General features: G+C 61.6%; 15 protein-coding genes. 2 read left to right on the top strand and 13 right to left on the bottom strand.

Going from position 1 to position 19,311, the window contains the following annotated elements; genetic code table 11:
• Positions 1-100: 100 nt before the first annotated feature.
• The 4 genes from BLU24_RS01385 to hflK (BLU24_RS01370) are packed head-to-tail and all read right to left on the bottom strand — an operon-like array spanning position 101 to position 6,067.
• A complete protein-coding gene (locus BLU24_RS01385; RefSeq protein WP_093096641.1) occupies positions 101-2,020 on the bottom strand; it encodes a cation-translocating P-type ATPase in 1,920 nt (639 codons plus the stop codon).
• The gene (gene hflK, locus BLU24_RS01380) at positions 2,017-3,066 is read right to left on the bottom strand and encodes a protease modulator HflK (RefSeq protein WP_093096637.1); all 1,050 of its coding nucleotides are present in this window, start codon (positions 3,064-3,066) and stop codon (positions 2,017-2,019) included. Before hflK (BLU24_RS01380) ends, BLU24_RS01385 begins: the two co-directional genes overlap by 4 nt.
• Positions 3,063-4,109 (bottom strand): protease modulator HflC, encoded by a 1,047-nt coding sequence (hflC, locus tag BLU24_RS01375; protein ID WP_093096632.1) that lies wholly within the window; start codon positions 4,107-4,109, stop codon positions 3,063-3,065. The genes hflK (BLU24_RS01380) and hflC overlap by 4 nt, the downstream gene beginning before the upstream one ends.
• On the bottom strand, positions 4,106-6,067 hold the full coding sequence (gene hflK / locus BLU24_RS01370) for a protease modulator HflK (RefSeq protein WP_093096628.1): 1,962 nt from the start codon (positions 6,065-6,067) through the stop codon (positions 4,106-4,108). Before hflK (BLU24_RS01370) ends, hflC begins: the two co-directional genes overlap by 4 nt.
• Before the next feature lie 210 nt (positions 6,068-6,277).
• Here hflK (BLU24_RS01370) and lpdA point away from each other — a divergent pair, with 210 nt between their 5' ends.
• Entirely contained in the window at positions 6,278-7,678 is a 1,401-nt protein-coding gene (gene lpdA, locus BLU24_RS01365; RefSeq protein WP_093096624.1) for a dihydrolipoyl dehydrogenase, read from the top strand.
• Positions 7,679-7,773: 95 nt separating this feature from the next.
• Here the strand turns inward: lpdA and BLU24_RS01360 are convergent, their stop codons facing one another.
• On the bottom strand, positions 7,774-8,724 hold the full coding sequence (locus BLU24_RS01360; RefSeq protein WP_093096621.1) for an IS481 family transposase: 951 nt from the start codon (positions 8,722-8,724) through the stop codon (positions 7,774-7,776).
• Positions 8,725-8,840: 116 nt separating this feature from the next.
• Complete coding sequence (locus BLU24_RS01355) at positions 8,841-9,314, bottom strand: Lrp/AsnC family transcriptional regulator (RefSeq protein WP_093096618.1); 474 nt, start codon at positions 9,312-9,314, stop codon at positions 8,841-8,843.
• Positions 9,315-9,459: 145 nt separating this feature from the next.
• Between BLU24_RS01355 and BLU24_RS01350 the strand changes: the two genes are divergently transcribed.
• On the top strand, positions 9,460-10,089 hold the full coding sequence (locus tag BLU24_RS01350; RefSeq protein WP_093096615.1) for a LysE family translocator: 630 nt from the start codon (positions 9,460-9,462) through the stop codon (positions 10,087-10,089).
• On the opposite strand, the gene BLU24_RS01345 is transcribed toward BLU24_RS01350, so the two are convergent.
• The 7 genes from BLU24_RS01345 to BLU24_RS01315 form a co-directional block, all read right to left on the bottom strand.
• Positions 10,086-12,224 (bottom strand): hypothetical protein, encoded by a 2,139-nt coding sequence (locus BLU24_RS01345; protein ID WP_093096612.1) that lies wholly within the window; start codon positions 12,222-12,224, stop codon positions 10,086-10,088. The two genes, BLU24_RS01350 and BLU24_RS01345, sit on opposite strands and share 4 nt — an antisense overlap.
• Positions 12,211-13,395 carry a DUF3142 domain-containing protein gene (locus tag BLU24_RS01340; protein WP_093096609.1) on the bottom strand — a complete coding sequence of 395 codons (1,185 nt, stop codon included), beginning with the start codon at positions 13,393-13,395 and terminating at the stop codon, positions 12,211-12,213. The genes BLU24_RS01345 and BLU24_RS01340 overlap by 14 nt, the downstream gene beginning before the upstream one ends.
• Positions 13,396-13,537: 142 nt before the next feature.
• Complete coding sequence (locus tag BLU24_RS01335; RefSeq protein WP_093096606.1) at positions 13,538-14,365, bottom strand: class I SAM-dependent methyltransferase; 828 nt, start codon at positions 14,363-14,365, stop codon at positions 13,538-13,540.
• A complete protein-coding gene (locus BLU24_RS01330; protein WP_093096603.1) occupies positions 14,359-15,513 on the bottom strand; it encodes an acyltransferase family protein in 1,155 nt (384 codons plus the stop codon). The genes BLU24_RS01335 and BLU24_RS01330 overlap by 7 nt, the downstream gene beginning before the upstream one ends.
• On the bottom strand, positions 15,510-16,385 hold the full coding sequence (locus BLU24_RS01325) for a class I SAM-dependent methyltransferase (protein WP_093096600.1): 876 nt from the start codon (positions 16,383-16,385) through the stop codon (positions 15,510-15,512). The genes BLU24_RS01330 and BLU24_RS01325 overlap by 4 nt, the downstream gene beginning before the upstream one ends.
• On the bottom strand, positions 16,382-17,686 hold the full coding sequence (locus BLU24_RS01320) for a glycosyltransferase (RefSeq protein ID WP_093096597.1): 1,305 nt from the start codon (positions 17,684-17,686) through the stop codon (positions 16,382-16,384). Before BLU24_RS01320 ends, BLU24_RS01325 begins: the two co-directional genes overlap by 4 nt.
• Entirely contained in the window at positions 17,680-19,308 is a 1,629-nt protein-coding gene (locus tag BLU24_RS01315; protein ID WP_093096594.1) for a glycosyltransferase, read from the bottom strand. The genes BLU24_RS01320 and BLU24_RS01315 overlap by 7 nt, the downstream gene beginning before the upstream one ends.
• Between the last annotated feature and the right edge of the window lie 3 nt (positions 19,309-19,311).

Here is a 19,311-nt window from a genome sequence, read left to right as displayed (position 1 = left end):
ACGCTCCAACAGGCCATCCTGCACCCACGTCTTCCAGCCGATGACGGCTTGAAATGGAGCGCCCTCTCTACCAATGACTGCTAACTTCGCCGGCAGTTCGTTACAAATCGTTTCGAAGCTCATCATCCATTTTCGCCAATGGTTCCTGAAACCGCAGCAAGCGCCCAGCATTACCGAGCACCAGCAAGGTGCTGAGGTTGTGCAGCAGCGCAGCGATCATCGCCCCGGCCACACCGAGCCAGCCAAATGCTGCAAAGACGACGATTGCCAGCGTCCAGCCCAATCCGATGATCACGTTGACCTGCAAGGTCTTGCGGCACTGGCGGCTGAGTCGCACACAGGTACCGAGCCGGCGCAGGTCGCTACCGATCAACACGATATCGGCCGAGGCCAGCGCGATGTCCGCGCCGCCCGCGCCCATCGCCACGCCAACTACGCCAGCCTTAAGTGCGAGCGAGTCGTTGATACCATCGCCAACCACCATTGGCCGGAAGCCGCTGTCGATTTCCTTGAGCACGCGATTGAGTTTGTCTTCGGGCAAGGCCTGCGCTTCGACCTCGTGCAAGCCGACCTCCTGGGCCAGCGAGTTTGCGACGCTCTGACGATCGCCGGTCAACAAAAGCTGCCGGCCGAGACCCAACTCACGCAATTCACTGAGGGCAAAGCGAGCCTCCGGTTTCACGCTGTCGGCCAACAGTAGCCAGGCAAGAAACTCACCGCTCAAGGCCAGCCCGGCAATCGGCCCATCGTGCTCTGGGACGGGCGTGGTGCTGATGCCCAACTGCGCGAACAGCTCCGGGCGCCCGAGTGCCGCTTCGCCCTGCGCGGTCATGGCAACAACGCCGAGACCCTGCCGCTCCTGAATATCGCTCAAAGGCAAATAGTCTTGCGCAGTGACGAGGCCGGCCAGGGCGCGGCTGACCGGATGACTGCTGGCGGCGCCGAGGCTGGCCGCCAAGGTCTTCGCCGCCGCATGATCCGCTGCTGCGCCGGTGATCGATTGCAGACGCAAAGTGCCGTAGGTCAGCGTTCCGGTCTTGTCGACCACCAAGGACGTCAGATCCGCCAGCTCCTCGAGGAACGCCGAGCTGCGGATCAATATGCCGTGCCGCGCCGCTACTGCGACGCCGGCAATCGCTGTGGCAGGTGCCGACAACACCAGTGCGCATGGGCAAGCGGCAACCAGCACTGCAAGCATCGCCTGTGCATCGTTGGTGATGAACCAGGTCACAGCGGCCAGCAGCAATACCAGGATCATGTAGCTGCCAGCGTAACGTTCAAGCAGTCGAGTGATCGGCGGTTTCGAGCGTTCGGCGTTCTGCATCAGTGCGATGACTTTGCCCAAGGTCGACTCGTCACCGGTGCGCGTCACCTCGATACGCAGTAATCCGTCGAGGTTGATCGCGCCACCAAACACGCTCATGCCGACGCCCGCCTCGACCGGCACCGATTCGCCAGTGATCGACGCGGTATCGAGACTGGCCTGACCGGAGAGAACCCGACCATCCGCTGGAACGCGATCACCGGCCCGCACCTCAACGGTATCGCCGGGCTTGAGGGTGCCGTTGTCGACTTCGATGACCGAGCCGTCCGCCTGGATTTTGCGCGCATGGCTGCGCGTCAGTTGCCCTAGCGCGTGAATCGCTTCCTGCGAACCAATGACGCTGCGTTCCTCCAGCACATGGCCGAAGATCATGATGATCGGCAACAACGCCGCCGTGAGCAGATCGCCTGTTGCCCAAGCGCCAAGCATGGCCAGCGCAATCAATTGATCGGTAATGCCATGCAGGCTCGGATAGCGCAGGCTGTACCACGCCGAGCGCATCACCGACACCCCGACCATCAATGACGCAAAGCCCAACAGCAATTGGCTGACCCCGGTTTGCTCCGGCAACCACCAACGCCAGATCAGGCCGAGCCCGAGCAAACCGAGCGCAAGCATGGCCAGGGTCAGTTGTCGTGCGGCGCGGCGTTGTTCGGCCGAGGACAACAGGCTCGGCGTGGCGGTGGTCGCAGTCATTGGCTGGCTCCCTGAATGATCAGGCGGGAATCGTCTTTCGGGTTAACCGTGGTCACCGAACCGGCCTGGCCGAGAATCTTCGGCATGCGCTCGCGATACAGACGCAAGAGCAACTGCGGGTCGGCACTTTTGGCCAGGCTCGCAACCGTGGCGGTATCTGCCGACGCCTTGGCCAAGCGCTCGCCGGCCTGGGCGTGGGCAATCTGCAGCGTACGGTCGGCTTGTTCGTTGGCGGTCTGGGTGAGTTTTTCTGCCTCGGTGCGCGCGTTGGCAACGGCTTTGTCAGCATGCTGGCTGGCGGTCAGGACCGCATTGAAAGCGCTCACCGCCGGCTCCGGCAAGCTCGATTGCACATCGACCCGCGCCGCTTCGACACCAATCCCCTGCCCGCTCGCTTTCAGTTCAGCCAGGCGCTGATTGATCGCTCGAACCAGATCACCGCGCAACCGCTCACGGCGCTCGGCGGCTTGGCTGTCCGCACCGATCAGCTCCGGACGCGCAACCAGAATGGTGTCCAGATCGCGCGCGGCGGTCAGTGCCAACGCACTACGAGTCACCAGCCGATCCAGTGCCGGCAAGACATGATCGCCTTGCAGAATGAAATCATACGGGTCGCTGACTTTGTAAAACACCCGCACATCCAGCTGTACGACACCGGCATCACCGGTCAATAAATAACCAGAGCCCGCCAGCGCATCGCTCAACGGCGTGGCAAACGAAGCGACCCGATCTGCCTTTAGGGCCTCATCGCTGCGCAACAGGTTTTCCACGCGCCGTTCGATCACCCGATCCGCTGCCGGCAGCAGGATCACCTGTTCGAACGGCCGTGGCCAAGCCAATAGCAGGCCGGCATTCTGAATGCGATCCAGCGCTCCGAAATGCAAGACCACCGCGCGATTTTGCGGGTCGATCTGCCGCACATTGGAAAACACCCAAGCCAGCGCAGCCAGCACCGTCACCGCGTACAAGGCAAGAAATGCCAGGCGCCCAGCCTGAATCCATGGACTGTTCAATGTTTGTGTTCCACGTGGAACGTCATCAGTCATGGCTGTAATCCGGCTTTATTGTCGAGTGCCGGCGGCCCGTCGACTAACACGCGAAACGGCGCCGCATCGGTCCGCAAAATCAGTTTGGTTTCTGGCGTGACGATCGTGCCAAGGGTGTCGAGCGAGCGCAGCAAGTTGTACAGCTGCGGTGAACTGGCGTAGGCGCGGCCATAAATCTGCGCTGCTTCGACGCGGGATTGCGCTTCGATGTCGGCGGCTTTCACCGTCGCATCAGCCTGTACGATTCGTGCGTCGCGTTCGGCGGCGGAACGGATTTGCGCGGCTTCACGTTTACCGATCGCCGTGCGTTCGGTGGCAATCGTTTCACGCTCCGCACGCATCCGATCGACCGTGGCGGTGAGTGTGACGGATGGCAAGGTCAAACGCTCGATGCCGACTTGCACGACGCGCACGCCGTAAGTAGCGAGTAGCTGCTGATCGATCTGTTGGCGCAACTGCGCCTCGAAATCGGCGATGCGCACCTGGCTGGCATCGGTGTTGACCAGACTCGCCAAGTCAAAGCTGCTGGCAGTGGTTTCCAGCGCCGAGCCGACAAAAGTGCGAATTTGTCGCGCGGCTTCATCCGGCTGGTTTTGCACGGCGCGCACGAAACGCTGCACATTGTTCGCGTCGCCCTGCACCTGCCACGCCACGTAAGCCTGAACGATGATGCGCAAGCCGTCACGGGTACCGACATCCTGCAAACCGCTGGACGTAGTACGCAAACGCAGATCCACCGGAATGGCCGCCTCGAAGGGTGCCGGCCAGCGCCAGCTCAGGCCGGGATCCAGCAACACTCGCGCTGGATTGCCGAAGCGTGTGATGACTGTGGCTTCGCCGGAGCGCACTTGCACAAGGCTCGCCGCTGCAACCGCAAACGCGACCAACAACGCTGCCCAGCCCATGCGCCGCCACGGAAACGGTCCAGCCTCTCGCGGCGCGCCGTGGTGGTGATGGTGATGCCCGTGATGCTGGTGATGCCCGTCATGGCCGTGATCGTGGCCGCTGTGGTCATGCGAATCGTGAGTAGGCGACTGGCTCAATGGGCAACTCCTGGTTGAGCGTTGGTGCGTGCGGGCGTCGGGTCAGCCGGCAGCGTGAAATTGCGCAAATCGATGGTCGGCGCGTTAGTCGTGCCGCCCAGTCGGTGGTCAAGGATCAGCAGCCGCGCCTTGCTCAGGCCTTGGCTGAGCTGACTGAAATATTGCTCAAGCACAAAGGCCTGACCGGCATTTGCGTAAGCTTTCTGTTCGGCGCTGAATTTCGAATCCGCGGCCTGCGCTGCGGCCCTGGTTTCCCGCGCGTTGGCGGTGGCGAGATCGCGCGCGAGGCTGGCCTGCAACTGCGCCTGGTTGCTCTGTTCGGCGGCGGCGCCCCGCTCCCGGGCGATCAACGCCTGTGCACCAATCTGTGCGGCTTGCACGCTGTGATAGGCATTGGCTGCACCGGCCGGCGGATGAATCGCTTCGACTACCGTGGCGAGAATTTCTACGCCGCTGTTGAGTGAATCCAGATCGCTTTGCACCGCGCGACCGATTTCCTCGGCCAGGTCGACGCGGTCCTCACCGAGCAAACCGTCCAGCGTACGCGAGGCGAAATCGTGCACCAGAATCCGGCTGGCGGTGCTGCGAATCAGCGTCGGCACGTCGGCGCTGTTATAGGTAGCGGCCAACGCGGCCTGATCGCTCAGGCCGATGCGATAGACGAAACGCACGTCCATGTTGACGATCTGGAAGCTTTGCTGCTCACCGCGACGGCTGGCGATGACTTGCGACTTGTCATTGACGTGACTGGCGTCCCACAAACGGTTGGCTGTCGCCGGTGCCGGACCTTCGGCAGGGTCGGCTTGCAGCGGTGCGGGGTTCTCGCCGACGCTGGTCGCCAGTTCATGAACCACGCCGTTTTCAACGCTCAACACGCGCCCCAGCGGCCAAGGCAACCCCACCTGTAAACCGGGGCCGAACACCTGCACCGGTTTGCCGAAACGTTCGTAGATACCCCGGCCCTGCAAGGGAATTTCATGAATGCCGGTAAGCAACCAACCCACCACCGCCACCAGGGCCAACACCGGAAACAATGCCCGGCGCATGAAACTGAACGCCCAGATCTGCCGCAGATCGATGCCAAATCGGTTGTGCAACTCATGCTGCAAAGCGAGCAAGGGTTGCGGCGGCCAGCGCAGCATATCGGCGACGAAACTGCGCGCCAGCAGCGTCGGTTCGAGCTGCTCGCGGCGTGGGCTGAACAGCGAAAGCACCGCACGCAACAAGAATTCAACAGCAACGAGACCCGGCAAGAGCCCGCTCAGCACGGCGACACGCACCGGCCAGACCGCATTTTCTCCAGCGAACAACAAACACAGCGCGCTCAATATCAGCGTGATGATCGTTACCCGCGTCAGTTGCGCCAACGACCCTGCTTCCGGGCATTGCGCCGGGTTCTCCTGAGCCAGTTGCCGTTCGAACACCAGCAAACCGAACGCCAACAGCAACCCCAGCGCTGCCGCCACGGTGGCAGACAGGCCCACCGCCACGCTCGGCAATGTCAGATTCCACGCTTGTTCAACGCTGAGCAGCGTCAGCAACGCCCAGCCGGATAACCACAACGTCGCTGCGCCAATCTGGCCGAGCAGATGCAGACCGCGCTGGCTCAGGCGATCGAGCGATCGCTCGTACCAGCCATCTGCTGGTGAAACTTCTTCGTCTGCAAGCGCAGTCAAGGGCGTTGGATTGATCGCTCGTGCACGCCATTGCGTCAGCCACCACGCCGATTGCAACCCCGCGACCAACACCAGCAACGCGGCACTTTGATTGAGCAATAACGGTTGCCACAAGGACTGTGGCGCGAACAACCCGACAAACAGCGCCAGCACCACGCCCGCCCCTGCCAACCCGCCAAGACCCAACGCCCAACGTCGTAGCCGCCGGCCCTGTACGGCTGCCTGCTGGAACCGTGGCAGTCCCGCCACTTGCGTGCCCTCAACCTGCAGATCGACTTGCATATCACCCCAAACTGATTGGCCTGCGTTTGTGTCGTTACGATATAACGAAAAGCGTGAAATATTCGTCCATATTCGCGCTTATTCAAAGAGGCCAAACCTGTCGCTTGCCTGAAGCCTTGACCGAAATGTCCGAACGCGCACATATTACGCCCGTAATTTTGTTTCATGACTAACGTCAACGATCCTTATCCATCGGGTAGGAGCAAACGCATGAGCAACTATGACGTAGTGATTCTGGGCGGCGGTCCCGGCGGATATAACGCAGCGATTCGTGCTGGCCAGCTGGGTCTCAGGGCCGCTTGCGTGGAGGGGCGCGCAACGCTCGGCGGCACCTGCCTTAATGTCGGCTGCATGCCGTCAAAAGCCTTGCTGCACGCCTCGGAACTGTACGACGCGGCGATGGGTGCGGAATTCGCCAATCTGGGCATTGAGGTCAAACCGACTTTGAACCTGGCGCAGATGATGAAACAGAAAGATGAAAGCGTCGCGGGCCTGACCAAGGGCATCGAGTTTCTCTTTCGCAAAAACAAAGTCGACTGGATCAAGGGCTGGGGCCACATCGACGGCCCTGGCAAAGTCAGCGTGACCGACACTAAGGGCAACAAGGTCGAACTGACCGCGAAAGACATCATCATCGCCACCGGTTCAGAGCCCACTCCCCTGCCCGGCGTCGAGATCGACAACCAGCGCATCCTCGATTCCACCGGCGCGTTGTCCTTGAGTGAAGTGCCCCGCCATCTGGTGGTCATCGGTGCCGGCGTGATCGGTCTGGAACTCGGATCTGTCTGGCGGCGGCTAGGCGCGCAGGTGACGGTGGTCGAATACCTCGACCGCATCTGCCCCGGTGTCGACGCTGAGGCGGGTAAAACCTTGCAGCGCGCGCTGGGCAAACAGGGCATCAACTTCAAACTGGGCTCGAAAGTCACCGGCGCCACGCCCTCCACCAGCGGCGTGCAACTCACTGTCGAGCCCGCCGCCGGCGGCAGCGCCGAGTCGCTGGAGGCCGATTACGTGTTGGTGGCCATCGGTCGTCGCCCCTACACGCACGGTCTGGGCCTGGAAAACGTCGGCTTGAGCACCGACAAGCGCGGCATGCTCACCAACAAACAACACCGCACCGAAGCGCCCGGTGTCTGGGTGATCGGCGACGTGACGTCAGGGCCGATGCTCGCGCACAAGGCCGAAGACGAAGCCATGGCCTGTATCGAGCAAATCCACGGCAAGGCCGGCGAGGTCAATTACGAGCTGATCCCCAACGTGATCTACACCCGGCCGGAACTGGCCAGCGTCGGCAAGACCGAAGAGCAACTGAAAGCTGAAGGTCGCGCCTACAAGGTCGGCAAATTCCCCTTCACCGCCAACAGCCGGGCGAAGATCAATCACGAAACCGAGGGCTTTGCCAAAGTCCTCGCCGACGAGCGCACCGATGAAGTGCTTGGCGTACATCTGGTCGGCCCGAGCGTCAGCGAGATGATTGGCGAGTTTTGCGTGGCGATGGAATTCAGCGCCTCGGCTGAAGACATTGCCCTGACCTGTCACCCGCATCCGACCCGCTCAGAGGCGTTACGCCAGGCGGCAATGAATGTTGAGGGGATGGCGACACAGATGTAGGCGTTGACCGGGCTACCGCCATCGTCAGCAGGCTGGCTCCCGCAGTGGTTATCAAGCTACCAGCCATTTTGTGGTTGACCGAATACCTGTGGGAGCTAGCTGTGTAAACCCACCACGTTGTTCACGGATGCTATTCGGCTAATCGGTGGTAAATAACTCAAACTGGCATGCGGGCGATGCCAGTTGTACCTGTGCAACCAAGGCATCAGATACGTCGCGCGTTGATCTGAGCTTTCATAACTTCTGGCGTAGGCCCATTCGCGCAGAGCGGTCTGTATAAATCGCTCTGCCTTGCCATTCGTGCGCGGGGTGTAAGGCTTGGTAAAGATGTGCTTAAGCCGCAGCCGCCGGCACAGGCGCTTGAAGCTCCTGGATTTGTAGCAAGGGCCGTTGTCGGTCATTACCCGCTCGAATTTCACGCCGAGCGTTTTGTAGTAACGCAGGGCCCGGATCAGCGCGAGGCAGGCGCTACGAGCGGTTTGGTCTGGGTATAAACCACAGTGCGCCACTCGACTATGGTCGTCGATGGCAACATGTCCAAACTCCCAACCCACATGGTAAGAACGGCCTTTCAGACGGTCTTTTGTCACTCGATGACCAGGTTTGTTAAAGCGCCCCAGCCTCTTGATATCCAAGTGCAGCAAGCCTCCCGGCTGAGAGTATTCGTAGCGAATAACCGCAACTGGCGGTTCCAGATAAGCCAGGCGATTGAGTCCGTTGCGGCTCAATATCCTGCCTACCGTGCTATGCCCCACCTTCAAAGACTTACTGATTTCGCCATAGGTTTTTCGCTCACGGCGAAGCTTGATGATTTTCTCCAGACACTCTGGGGCAGTAGCGTGCGGACAGGAAGCCGGGCGGGATGAGCGATCCTGGAGACCTTTTTCGCCTTCGGTTCGATAGCGGTTTATCCACTTGTAGGCAGTGCGAACGCTGACCCCTTGGGCCTTGGCCACCTCTTCAACTCTCAAACCCTCTGTGAGGACTCTTTGAACAAGAAGGGCTCGACCAGAAACAGTTAATCGGGCATTTTTATGAGTGTTCACTCGGGGCCTCCGGGGGCTTGGTTTGGTTCGCACCTCCAATTTCCCGGAAAAGCCCCGAGTGAACAACCTACAGAGAGATCACAGCTAGCCCTGCTAGCGATGAAGGCACCCCGTTCTCAGGCCGGCAGATGCCCCAGCGGTAAAGGCCCGGGCGTCTTCACCGTATGAATAGCGAAGTTGCTGCGAATGTCACTGACTCCCGGCAGTTTCAGCAGATGACTGCTGACAAAACGGTCGTAGGCTCGCAGGTCCGGCACCACCACCTGCAACAGAAAATCCGACTCGCCCGACACCAGAAACGCGGAAATCACTTCAGGCAATGCGGTGACGGCGGCATAGAACGCATTGGCCCGTTCTTCGTTGTGCCGCTCGACCTTGACCCCGACAAACACCGTCAGCCCCAGGCCGACTTCATCGCGATCAACATTGGCCTGGTAACCACGAATCACCCCTGCATCTTCCAGCATGCGCACCCGACGCAGGCACGGCGAGGCTGACAGGCCGATTTCCTCCGCCAGTTCGACATTGCTCAGGCGGCCGTTGCGTTGCAGCGCGGCGAGAATCTTGCGATCGAAAGCGTCAAGTTTCATGGTTGGCAGATCTCGATTGTTTTGACTTGGAAAACCAGCAGGTTATGCCAAAGCACGACGCTTTTGAAGCGGACTACGCAAGCACCTGCGCCCGCCTTCGGCCCTAGAATTGGCCGACCGAATCCGCTGAAAAAAAGGCTGCAACATGACCAATCTCTGGCTGTTTTTCCTGGCTCTGGCTGTGGTTCTTTTACTGCCCGGCCCGGACATGATTCTGTTGCTGCAGACCGGCGCCCGTCAGGGTCGCGGGCCGGCGCTGGCCACCGCCATCGGTCTGGGCATCGCTCGCGCTTGCCATGTAGCGCTCGCCGCATTGGGACTGGCGGCGTTGTTCAAGGCAGCACCGTGGACCTTCGAGGTGGTGCGCCTGGCCGGCGCGGCGTATCTGCTATGGATCGGCCTGCAATGCCTGCGCAGCACCTTGCTGCCGCCGCTGAACACTGAAGCAGGCGCCGATCGAAACGGGCAGTGGCGCACGGCCATTCGCCGAGGCCTGCTGACCAACCTGCTCAACCCCAAGGCGTTGCTGTTCTGCTCGGTGCTGTTGCCGCAATTCATCGTCAATGACGGTACGCCGGTGCTCAGCCAGTTCGCCGTGCTTGGCGCATTGCTGGTCGGCATCGGCTTCATGTTCGATAGCGCGTATGCCCTGACCGGAGCTGCACTGGGTCGTTGGTTACAACATCATCCAACCGCCCAGCGCGTGCAGCAGTGGCTGTTCGGCAGCCTGTTGATCGGCTTCGCCGTACGCCTGACCTTTGTCCAGCAAGCCTAGCCTTTGCCCGCCTTGCGCCGGCGGCGACTGATCAGCAGCAACGCCGCAGCGACAACGAGCCCCAGCGCGCCGATCTGCACTGGCCACTTGTACGGCCGTAGCGACGCGCGTACGGCATCGGTAACCTGCGTCACGTAACGCTTGTCGGCGTTCTCGAAATCCGGGTACGGGCATTGATTGCCGAAATCCACCGCCCACGGCACGTACGGGCCTTGCCTGACGTAACGCTGATACAGCGCGCTCTGGTCTTCCAGGCTGCTGTTCCAGCCGGCCGCATTGCACAACACCGCGGCAAAGGCCTGACTGGTATGCGGCAGGTTATCGGCGGCGCGGCCAGCCAGTTCGGTGGCGACAAAACGATAGTGGTAACGCTGATCCGGCTGCGCAGCGCTGGCCTGCTGGCGTTGCACTTCTGCTTCGGAAACCAGCGGCCCGACCTTCAGCTCGGCGCTTTCCAGGCTGTAATTGCCGCCGAACGTGGCGTAATCCGGAGCCATTTCGTAGCCGAGAATGTCCATGCCCCATTCGCGGGCCGTCCACGCGGCGTTGTACAAGGCACTCGCGCGTTTGGTCGGCCACCACGCGGCGTCGGCCTTGAGGCGTTGTTCGCCGTAAAGACGCGCCTTGTTCTGCAGGTCCGGGTTGTCGAAATAAGCCACCGCCTCCTGGTAATGGCCTTCGCGCAGCAGGCGCCGACCGAGCAGATTGCGCAGGCTGGCCGCCACCGGCAGCGGCACATAGTTGTCGCGCTCCTGCTGGGTCAACACGGGCGGCGCAGGGACGTTGTCATCGACGTAGCGTTTCAGCTCATCGACCGTCAGCACGCGCTCGGCCACAGTGGCCGCGTCGAACCAATAGACACTGTTGCTGCGATACAACTGCACGAACGCTTGCAGGTACTCGCCGCGTTGCAACGCCAGGATCGCGCTCTCGCCCTCAACCCGGCACTTCGGCTGCACGGTTTCATAGGCCCAGTCCGGTGTGCGCCGGTAACCCCAATCCTCAGTCTGCGGAAAGGCTTGCGCGGCTTTCGAATACGCCGCGGCAGCGGCCGTTTTATCGCCGTCACGCACGGCCAGTTTGGCTCTTAACCACCACGCGAGCCCCCCGTCTCCAGCATTGATCAGAAAGGCTTTGGCGCTTGCGTAATCACCCTGTTGATAACTCATCGCCGCCAGACGATCGGCATTGTCCAGGCTGCCTCGGGTGCTGTTTTGCAACAGCGTCACCAGTTTCTTTTCGTTCGGTGGCTGATCGCCAAATGACCAACCCTGACGGCTGACCAGCGATGCCGTGACCAGTTGCTGCACCGCTTTATGCTCGAGCAGTTTCGCCAGCTCAGCCTCGGGCAGCTCCGCCAGTTCATTCATCAATTGTTTCAGCGAGGTGTAACCCACCGCCGAGCCGTGCAGGTTCTGCGCTTCGTACAATTCGATGGCGCCGCTCCAGTCACCGGCGCTGCGCAGCACCCGTGCTTCCTCGCCGAGGCTGGCCACGCCCAGTTCCAGCGGATCACTGAAGCCATCGACGCTCAGTTGCCGTGTCTGGCGGTACGCCGCACGCGCCTGCTCCAGTGCGGAGATTGCATCAGTGGCCTCGGCGCTCGCCGCCAGCCATGTGCGGCCCAGTGAATAGGCCGCCCAGGTGCTGCGCAGCGGACGCTGATCGGCTGGCAGCGCCAGCACTTTGTTGAAGTATTCGATTGCCTGTTGATGATCACCGGTCGCAAAGGCTACGGCGCCGGCAACGTACCAACGGATTTCCGCGGGAAGACTGGCGCCCTGTACTTCGACCTGGCGCGCATCGGTCAGACCGCGCAGTCGTTTGACCAAGGCTTGCTGCTCGGCGCTCAGGCCTGCCTGCTCGGCTTGTTCCCGAGCGATGGCGGCAGCGTTTTCTTCGCCGTACATATCGTTGGGATTGTGCGTGATAGCGGTCGCGTTCTTCAGTCCGGCGATGGTTTTACCCAGACGACTGAGCTCGAAATTGAAGTTGCCTTCGGGCAGATCGGCCAAGGTCTGACCGCGATCGTCGAGCAGGCGCATCGGAAAATCCGGCCCGCAGGCCAGCGCCGAACCCAGCGGCAGGCTGAGGCTCAGGCAAAGCAAATGACGCGGCCAGTTACGGGACAACATGCGAACCTCCTTGATCAATATTGGCGCAACGCGCCCAACCGATGGCGCGTTGTCCGCCCGCCGGCAAGCGGCCGTCGCGCAGGCGGGTGAAGGTAAGCAGATCGGCACTTTGTTGCAACGAGTAACCAACGAGCGCATCGGCGCCCTCGCAGTTTTTTGCCTTCAGGGTAATTTGCGCAGGCCAGGCACTGTCGAGATTGCCCGAGTTGATGAGCTGGATGTCGTAGAGGCCGGCGTGTTCGCCGAGCGTCACGCTGAGCCGACTGTTCAGTTGATTGCCACGGGCAACCGCCGCCAGCGTAGTCAGGCTCCAGGCGCGACGGTCATTGGCCAGCGGCAGGCGGAACCAGATCAGCCCGGCCAGGTGCTTCGGCGGATCATCGCGTAATGTTTGGCCGAGCCGGCTGAGTTGCAGCGGATCGGCAAGCAGTTCCCGACGCTGACCGCCCCGCTCCAGTCGTACTTCGCTTTCCACCACCGGTGCCCCACCGTCATCCGGCAACAACGCCACGCCATAGGCGGGCAGTGCCAGATAGAACGGCTTGTCAGTGATGCGGGCCCAGGCCCTGGTCCACTTCAGCGCTTGCTCGGGATCGAACAGACCGCGCCGAGGATCGCTGACTGCGTGCACTTGCAGCACGCTGCTGTCGACGGTTTGCAGCAGGGCGGGCAGTTGCGCGCTGTCGAGCCAGGCCGGCAGCGCGGTGATGCTTAGCGGTAACGTCGTCGGCAATGCCGAGCGCAGCTGTTTGAGGAATTCAGCGTAGGCCGGCAAGCGCGCGTTGCCGGCATCGTGATCGATCTCGATGCCGCTCAATGTCAGGCCCTGCGCCTGCCAATCGGCGAGCACGTGCAGAATCTGTGCGGTGACCTGTTGCTGATCCAGCGCCTTGAGCTGGCCGTCGAGGCGCACTACCGCAATCAACGCCCGGCCATCGGCCTTCAGCAACGGCGCATCGATCCGCGCCCGGCTCCAGCCTGCGTTCGGAAACGCTTGCAACGCCAGCACCCGCAGCGTGGAAAAATCCGCGCGGCTGTCACGCAGCGCCGCCTCGTGGGCGGCCGTCCACTGGCGTTGCCAGACATACAGTTGCTGGTCGAGGGGCGGGGCATCCTGCGGTTTGCAGGCACACAGCAGCATCAAAATACATAGACCGACGAGACGCCGCATACCTTGCAGATCCTGGAGAACGAGGCCGCAAGGTTACACAAAACCCCTGGAGCGAGCCTGCTCGCGATAGCGGTGCGTCAGTTAAAACTGTTTCGACTGACTCAACGCTATCGCGAGCAGGCTCACTCCTACAGGAATGTAGTCAGGGCTTGCGCGCGATAATGACCTGGCTTTTCGCTACGACCGCATCCAGCGCCTGCTTGATCTGTGCGCCGCGCGGCGAATCCAGCAGCGCTTGCCAGGTTTCGGCCCAGTGGTTGAGCAACGGATGGTCCGGATTGCTGAAATCGACTTTGGCTTCCCAAAACAGCAGCATCCACATCGACCAGTAAAAACCGTACTGGCTGTGACTGATGATCTCCAGCCCGGCGTCGCTGACCAGTGTCTTGAACTGTTCTTCGCTGAGGATGCGTATGTGGTTGGGCTTCTGGAAATACTCCGCCGCGGCAATGTCCTTCTGCAGGTCTTCAGAGCTGGGATGCGGCACGCTCAACAGGTACAACGCACCCGGTTTGCCGACGCGCACCAACTCGGCGAGAAACTGCGCCGGGTCGTCGACGTGTTCGATCACCTCGGTAGACACCACGCGCGTGGCCGTCGCATCGGCAATCGGCAGCGGGTTGCAATCGGTGACGTGGCATTCGACGTCCCGCGCCGGAGTATCGCTCAGGCGTTGACGGGTCGCTTCGACCTTGGCCGCGTCGATGTCAGCGATGATGATCCTGGCCCCGCGCATACCGCAGAAATGCACGTTGCCGCCGTCGCCACAGCCGACGTCGAGCAAGGTGTCTTCGGCGGACACCACGAAGCCTTTGAACAGCTCGTTGGTCTCCTGGTTGAACCAGCCACTGAGCTTGGCATCGTACAAGCCAAGCATATACGGATCGACTTTGCTGGCGGCTGGCGCAACCGGTTGCGTCGACGCCGGGGCTGGCGTGGCCGCCGTGAGTTTTTTCAACAGGCTCAACATGAGGTGGCTCCAGTGGCAGGGGCGGCGGATCGCGCGCTACCGAGGCGTCGCACCAGTGCGGCACCGCGGTTGCGCATGGGCATTTCGACCAGACGGTAATTCAGTTCACTGAGCAACACGATCAGGCCGAAGGCGATCAGCAGCGTCAGGATCGGGTGGCCGGCGGAGCTGGGCAGACCGGCGCTTTGCAAGCGAAAGATCACCTCTCGCACCAGTTGATAGGCCGGGATGTGGATCAGATAGATGCCGTAGGAACGGCTGCCGACCCATCCCAGCAGGCGCTGCACCGCACCGGCCGGCATTAGATAGTTTTGATCGTACGAAGCGATCCACACCAGAACGGCGCTGAGTACGGCGATCGAACCGATGCGATACCAGGCGAAGGTGAAGCGGTCGGTGGCCATGAAACTCAGCAGCGCAGCGATCAGGATCAGCGCGCCGATTCCCAGCCAGCGCCGGCGCAAAACATCCGGTCGCCAGCGTTGATAGCCCGGCTGCGCACTCCACATCGCCAGCAGCACGCCGAGGGCCAGCGCATCGGTACGCACAACCATCAGCAACGGCGTACGCAGCGTAAAAATCTGCACCGCGATCAGCGCCAGCAGCACCCACACCAGATGCTTGCGACAGAGCACGATCAGCAGTGGAAACAGCAGGTAGAACTGCTCCTCCAGCGCCAGACTCCAGTAGACGAAACTGCTGCCATATTCATAGCGGAAGAAGCTGTCGGCGAAGCGAAAGTTGGCGTACTGAAAGATCCCGGCAAGGGTCGCTTGCCAGTTGGCCGACAGCGTACCGAACGCTCCCGAACGGTTGACGAACAGGCACGCCAGCAACATCAGCGCCAGCCACAGCCAGGCCGAAGGCAACAAGCGAAAGGCGCGGCGCAGCCAGAAATTGCGCGTCTGCTGCCAGTATTGCTGGCGACTGGTGCAGTCTTGCAAGGTCGGGATCAGGCTGCGCGCGATGACAAAACCGGAAATGGCGAAAAACAGGTCGACGCCCCACCACGGCTGCGCCCAGGCATGGATTTCTGTCAGCAGCGGCACAGCATCGGTGAACAGGCTGCCTTGCAAGTGGTGAAACAGCACGCCCAAAACCGCGATGGCGCGCAGCACTTCGATGTCCATGATGCGTTTGCCGCTCATGGCGCATCCCCGGCATCGAGTGGCTTTCGAGCGATGATCACCTGGCTCTTGGGCAGGAAGCTGTCGAGGGTTTGTTTGATCGCCAGTCCGCCAGGCTGCGAGAGCAAGTCGTGCCAGGTTCGCGCCCAGCTCTCCATTAACGGCATGAACGGCGGCTGAATGCGGTCCCGCACCGCGCCGCCCGGATCACGTCCGGCGGCGCGTTCGCCGGCCCAGAAAAAGATCATGCCCATCACCCAGAAGAAGCCGCTGGCCTGACGATGCTCGATCACCAGGCCCGCCTCCTCCACCAACGCGGCGAAGCGCTCTGCGCTGAAAATCTGCACATGGTTGGGTGACTGGTAGTAGCTGGCCGGGGCGATGCCTTTCTGCAGATGTTCACCGGCAGGTGCCGGGACGCTGAGCAGATACTGCGCGCCGGGACGTCCCATGCGCACCATCTCGGCCATGAACGGCTCGGGTTCGGCGATGTGCTCCAGCACTTCCATGCACACCACCTTGCTCGCGCAGCCGTCCGCCAGCGGCAACGGCAAACTGTTGCTGACCAGACCAAGACTGGCTTTTGCGCCGTGTGCCTCGACTTGCCGCGCAAGGTCACGCACCTTGTCGTGCTCGCTGTCGGTGAAGATCACCGAAGCCCCCTGACGCACGGCGAACAGCGTCGCCACGCCTTCGCCGCAACCGACGTCAAGCACACTGTCGTCGGCGGTTATCGCAAAGCCCTTGAGCAGCTCGCCGCTGTCGTTGAGGAACCAGCCGTCGAGCACCGCGTCGTGTAAACCGACATCGCGCGGCGACAGCGTTGCCGGCGGTTCCGCCACAGGTCGCGCGGCGCGTGCCGGCAGCCATCGCGCGAGCAGTCGCCGTATCATGCGAGCGACGCTTGCGCAGGCACCGGCGCGACCGCGGGCAACGGCGACTCGAGAAAGGCGCGCAAGCGCTGCTCGGTGCTGGCCTGGCTGCAGAAGCGTTGCAGGCTTTGCACCGCTGCGGCGGACATGGCGGCGTAACGCTGCGGATCGTTTTTTGCCACCGCGTAGCTGTCGCGATAGGCCACGCACAATGAATCCCAATCGGTCATGTAACGCAAGGTTCGGTAGGCGGCGCGCGGGTCGTGCGGCCAGGCCGTGAGTTCTTCAGTGAAGTCGACCAGAAAGGCGTTGTCGCCGCTGACGTAATCGGCCATCGCCGTGTTGACCGGGGCAATCGCCGGTTTGCCGCAGGACATGAATTCCATCAGCGGCAAGCACTGGCCTTCGCCATAGGAACTGTTGACCACGTAACTGGTGGCCTGCACCAGCGCCTCGTAGTCGGCATCGGCCAGATAGCCGTGGATCAGCACGATCCGGCACTGATAAAACTGGTTCTTGTACAAGTGATGGAGCATGTCGGTCAGTGCATTGGCGATGTCGTGGTGCGTCAGCTTCAACACCAACGTCGCATCGCTGACCTCGCGAAACGTGGTGCAGAACGCACTGATCATGTCCTGCCAGTTCTTGCGTCCGTCGTAAGGGTTGAACACCGAGGTGTAGACCACGCCGTCCAACTGCAACGGGCAATCCTGCGCCGGTGCGTCAAAGGATATGGGCGTGCCCTCGCACAGCCCCGGTGGGCCATATGGACGCAGATCCGTCTCGCGACTGTCGATCAGCAATCCGCGCAGATTGAGCGTTACGCCCTCCACCACCGGGCGCTTGAGCAATGCCTCACCGCGCGCGGCAAAACGGTCCCACACCGGCGCGGGAATCGCGCACACCGGATAGTCGGCACCCATCACATCGCGCACCGCGTTGACGGTGAACATCGAATGGGTGATCGCCCGGCCGCACGCCTGCAAGACCACGCGCCAGTCATGCCGTGGTTCGCCCTGCCAGCTCTCGGTGGGGATGGTGCTGAACTCCCAGGCAAACACCGCAATGGTCGGGCAAGCGTAGTGAATCGGCGTGCGATGCGGTGGCGAGAACGACAGAAAAACGCAGTCTTCGCCGCGCCTCTGGCAGTCGAAATACAAGCGGTCGACCAGTTCGTCAGGGTTGCTGACTTCGATCACCTGACCAATCCGCTCCAGCACCGGGCGGAACTCCTTGAGCACGAAGTAATAGCTGTACTCGGGCCGTCCGAGGTTCTGCTGGATGTTGCTCTTGTTGGTTTCCGAATGAATGATGATCAGCATGAGGCCGCCCCGCTCTTGATTGCTACGGGCGTAATTTCACCTGGCGCCTGCAGGTGGAAAAACGTTTTTACGCGCTGCTGCACCGGCGCGAAACCGCAATATTCACGCATGCGTTCACTGGCCGCGGCCGCCATTGCCTGATAGGCCTCTGGTTGCTGTTTGGCCATGGCATAGCTGTTTTCATAAGCGGCTTTCAATGAGCCCCAATCAGGGCGATGGCGCAGGGTGCGATAGAGAATGCGCACATCCTCCGGCCAGATGGTCGGCTCGCGGCTCGATTTGACGATGAAGCCGACACGTTCGTCGATGTAATCGCCCATGGCGGTGTGGTCAGGCGCAATCACCGGTCGTGCGCAGGACATGAATTCCATCAACGGCAGGCACAACCCTTCGCAGCGCGACGCGTTGACGTAAAAACTGGCGGCGCCATACAGGCGGGCAAACTCCTCGTCCTCGAGATAGCCGTGCATCACCACCACCCGGCAGGCAAACGGCGACAGTTGCGAAAGCAACGTGATCAGATGAACGTAGTAACTCGACAGATCGTTCTGGGTGATTTTCAGCACCAGCGTGGCGTCTTCGACATCGCGCATGGCCCAGCAGAACGCGGTGATCAGGTGATGCCAGTTCTTGCGTCCGTCCTCGGGGTTGAACACGCTGACATACACCACACCGCTGACGTCGACCTGCACCTGAGCGTCGGTGTCGGGCAGTACGGCTTGCGGGTGTTCGGTCTGCTCTTGCGCTTGTGCCACCGTGACGGGCAAGCAATCGACAGCAGGCGTGGGCGCATCGGCGAGCGCCTGCCGGTCAGCCCCGGTGAATAGATCACAGAGCGCTTCGCGATACCACTGCAACAGGTTGTGCTTGAGCAGAAACAGCGGCCGGTGCTCGGAAGGCGTCGTCAGCGCCCGGTAGCCCTCACGCAAATAATGCTTGCTGATCAAAAGCCTTCGCCGCAGGGTCAGCTCGGGCGGGGGTTCCGGCTCGGGCGGCGGCTCATCGGCTGGTTCCGCGAGGCCCCGGATCTCCAGCTCCTGTTCATTGTGAATCGGTGCGATCAAGCCATCGGCCGACAGGCCCAATGCGCGGCTGTCGATGATGCAGCCCTTGATCTGCAAGGTACTGCCGGGGTTTACCGGGACACTGGGGTAGTCCTGGCGCACTTGAGCGAAGCGCTCCCATAGCGGCGTGGGCAATACCAGTACCGGGAAATCTGCACCGAGGCTGCGGCGAATGGCCTGCGCGGTGTGGGTGGACAAGGTGATTACCCGGCCATGGCGTGCGAGCATCGGGCGCCAGTCCTGGCGTTCATCGCCGGCGGCGAATTCGCTGGGGATCGAGTCATACTCCCAGGCAATCACGCAGACCATCGGGCATTGCAGCCCGGTCGGAGTTTTGTGTGGCGGCGCAAACGACAGGAACAGGCAGTCTTCACCGGCCTGACGCAATTGCAGATACAACGGATCGACGTCGTCAGGCGAGGCCACCACATGCACCTGGCCAAGGCTTTCCAGCACCGGGCGATAGGCCTTGAGCACGAAATAGTAACTGTATTCCGGCCGCCCCAGACTTTGACTGATGGAGTGATCGTTGACGTCCGAGTAAAGAATGAAATTCATGGC

This window comes from Pseudomonas sp. Z003-0.4C(8344-21), assembly GCF_900104975.1.
Taxonomy (GTDB): domain Bacteria; phylum Pseudomonadota; class Gammaproteobacteria; order Pseudomonadales; family Pseudomonadaceae; genus Aquipseudomonas; species Aquipseudomonas granadensis.
This window is presented reverse-complemented; position numbering and strand designations above follow the sequence as displayed.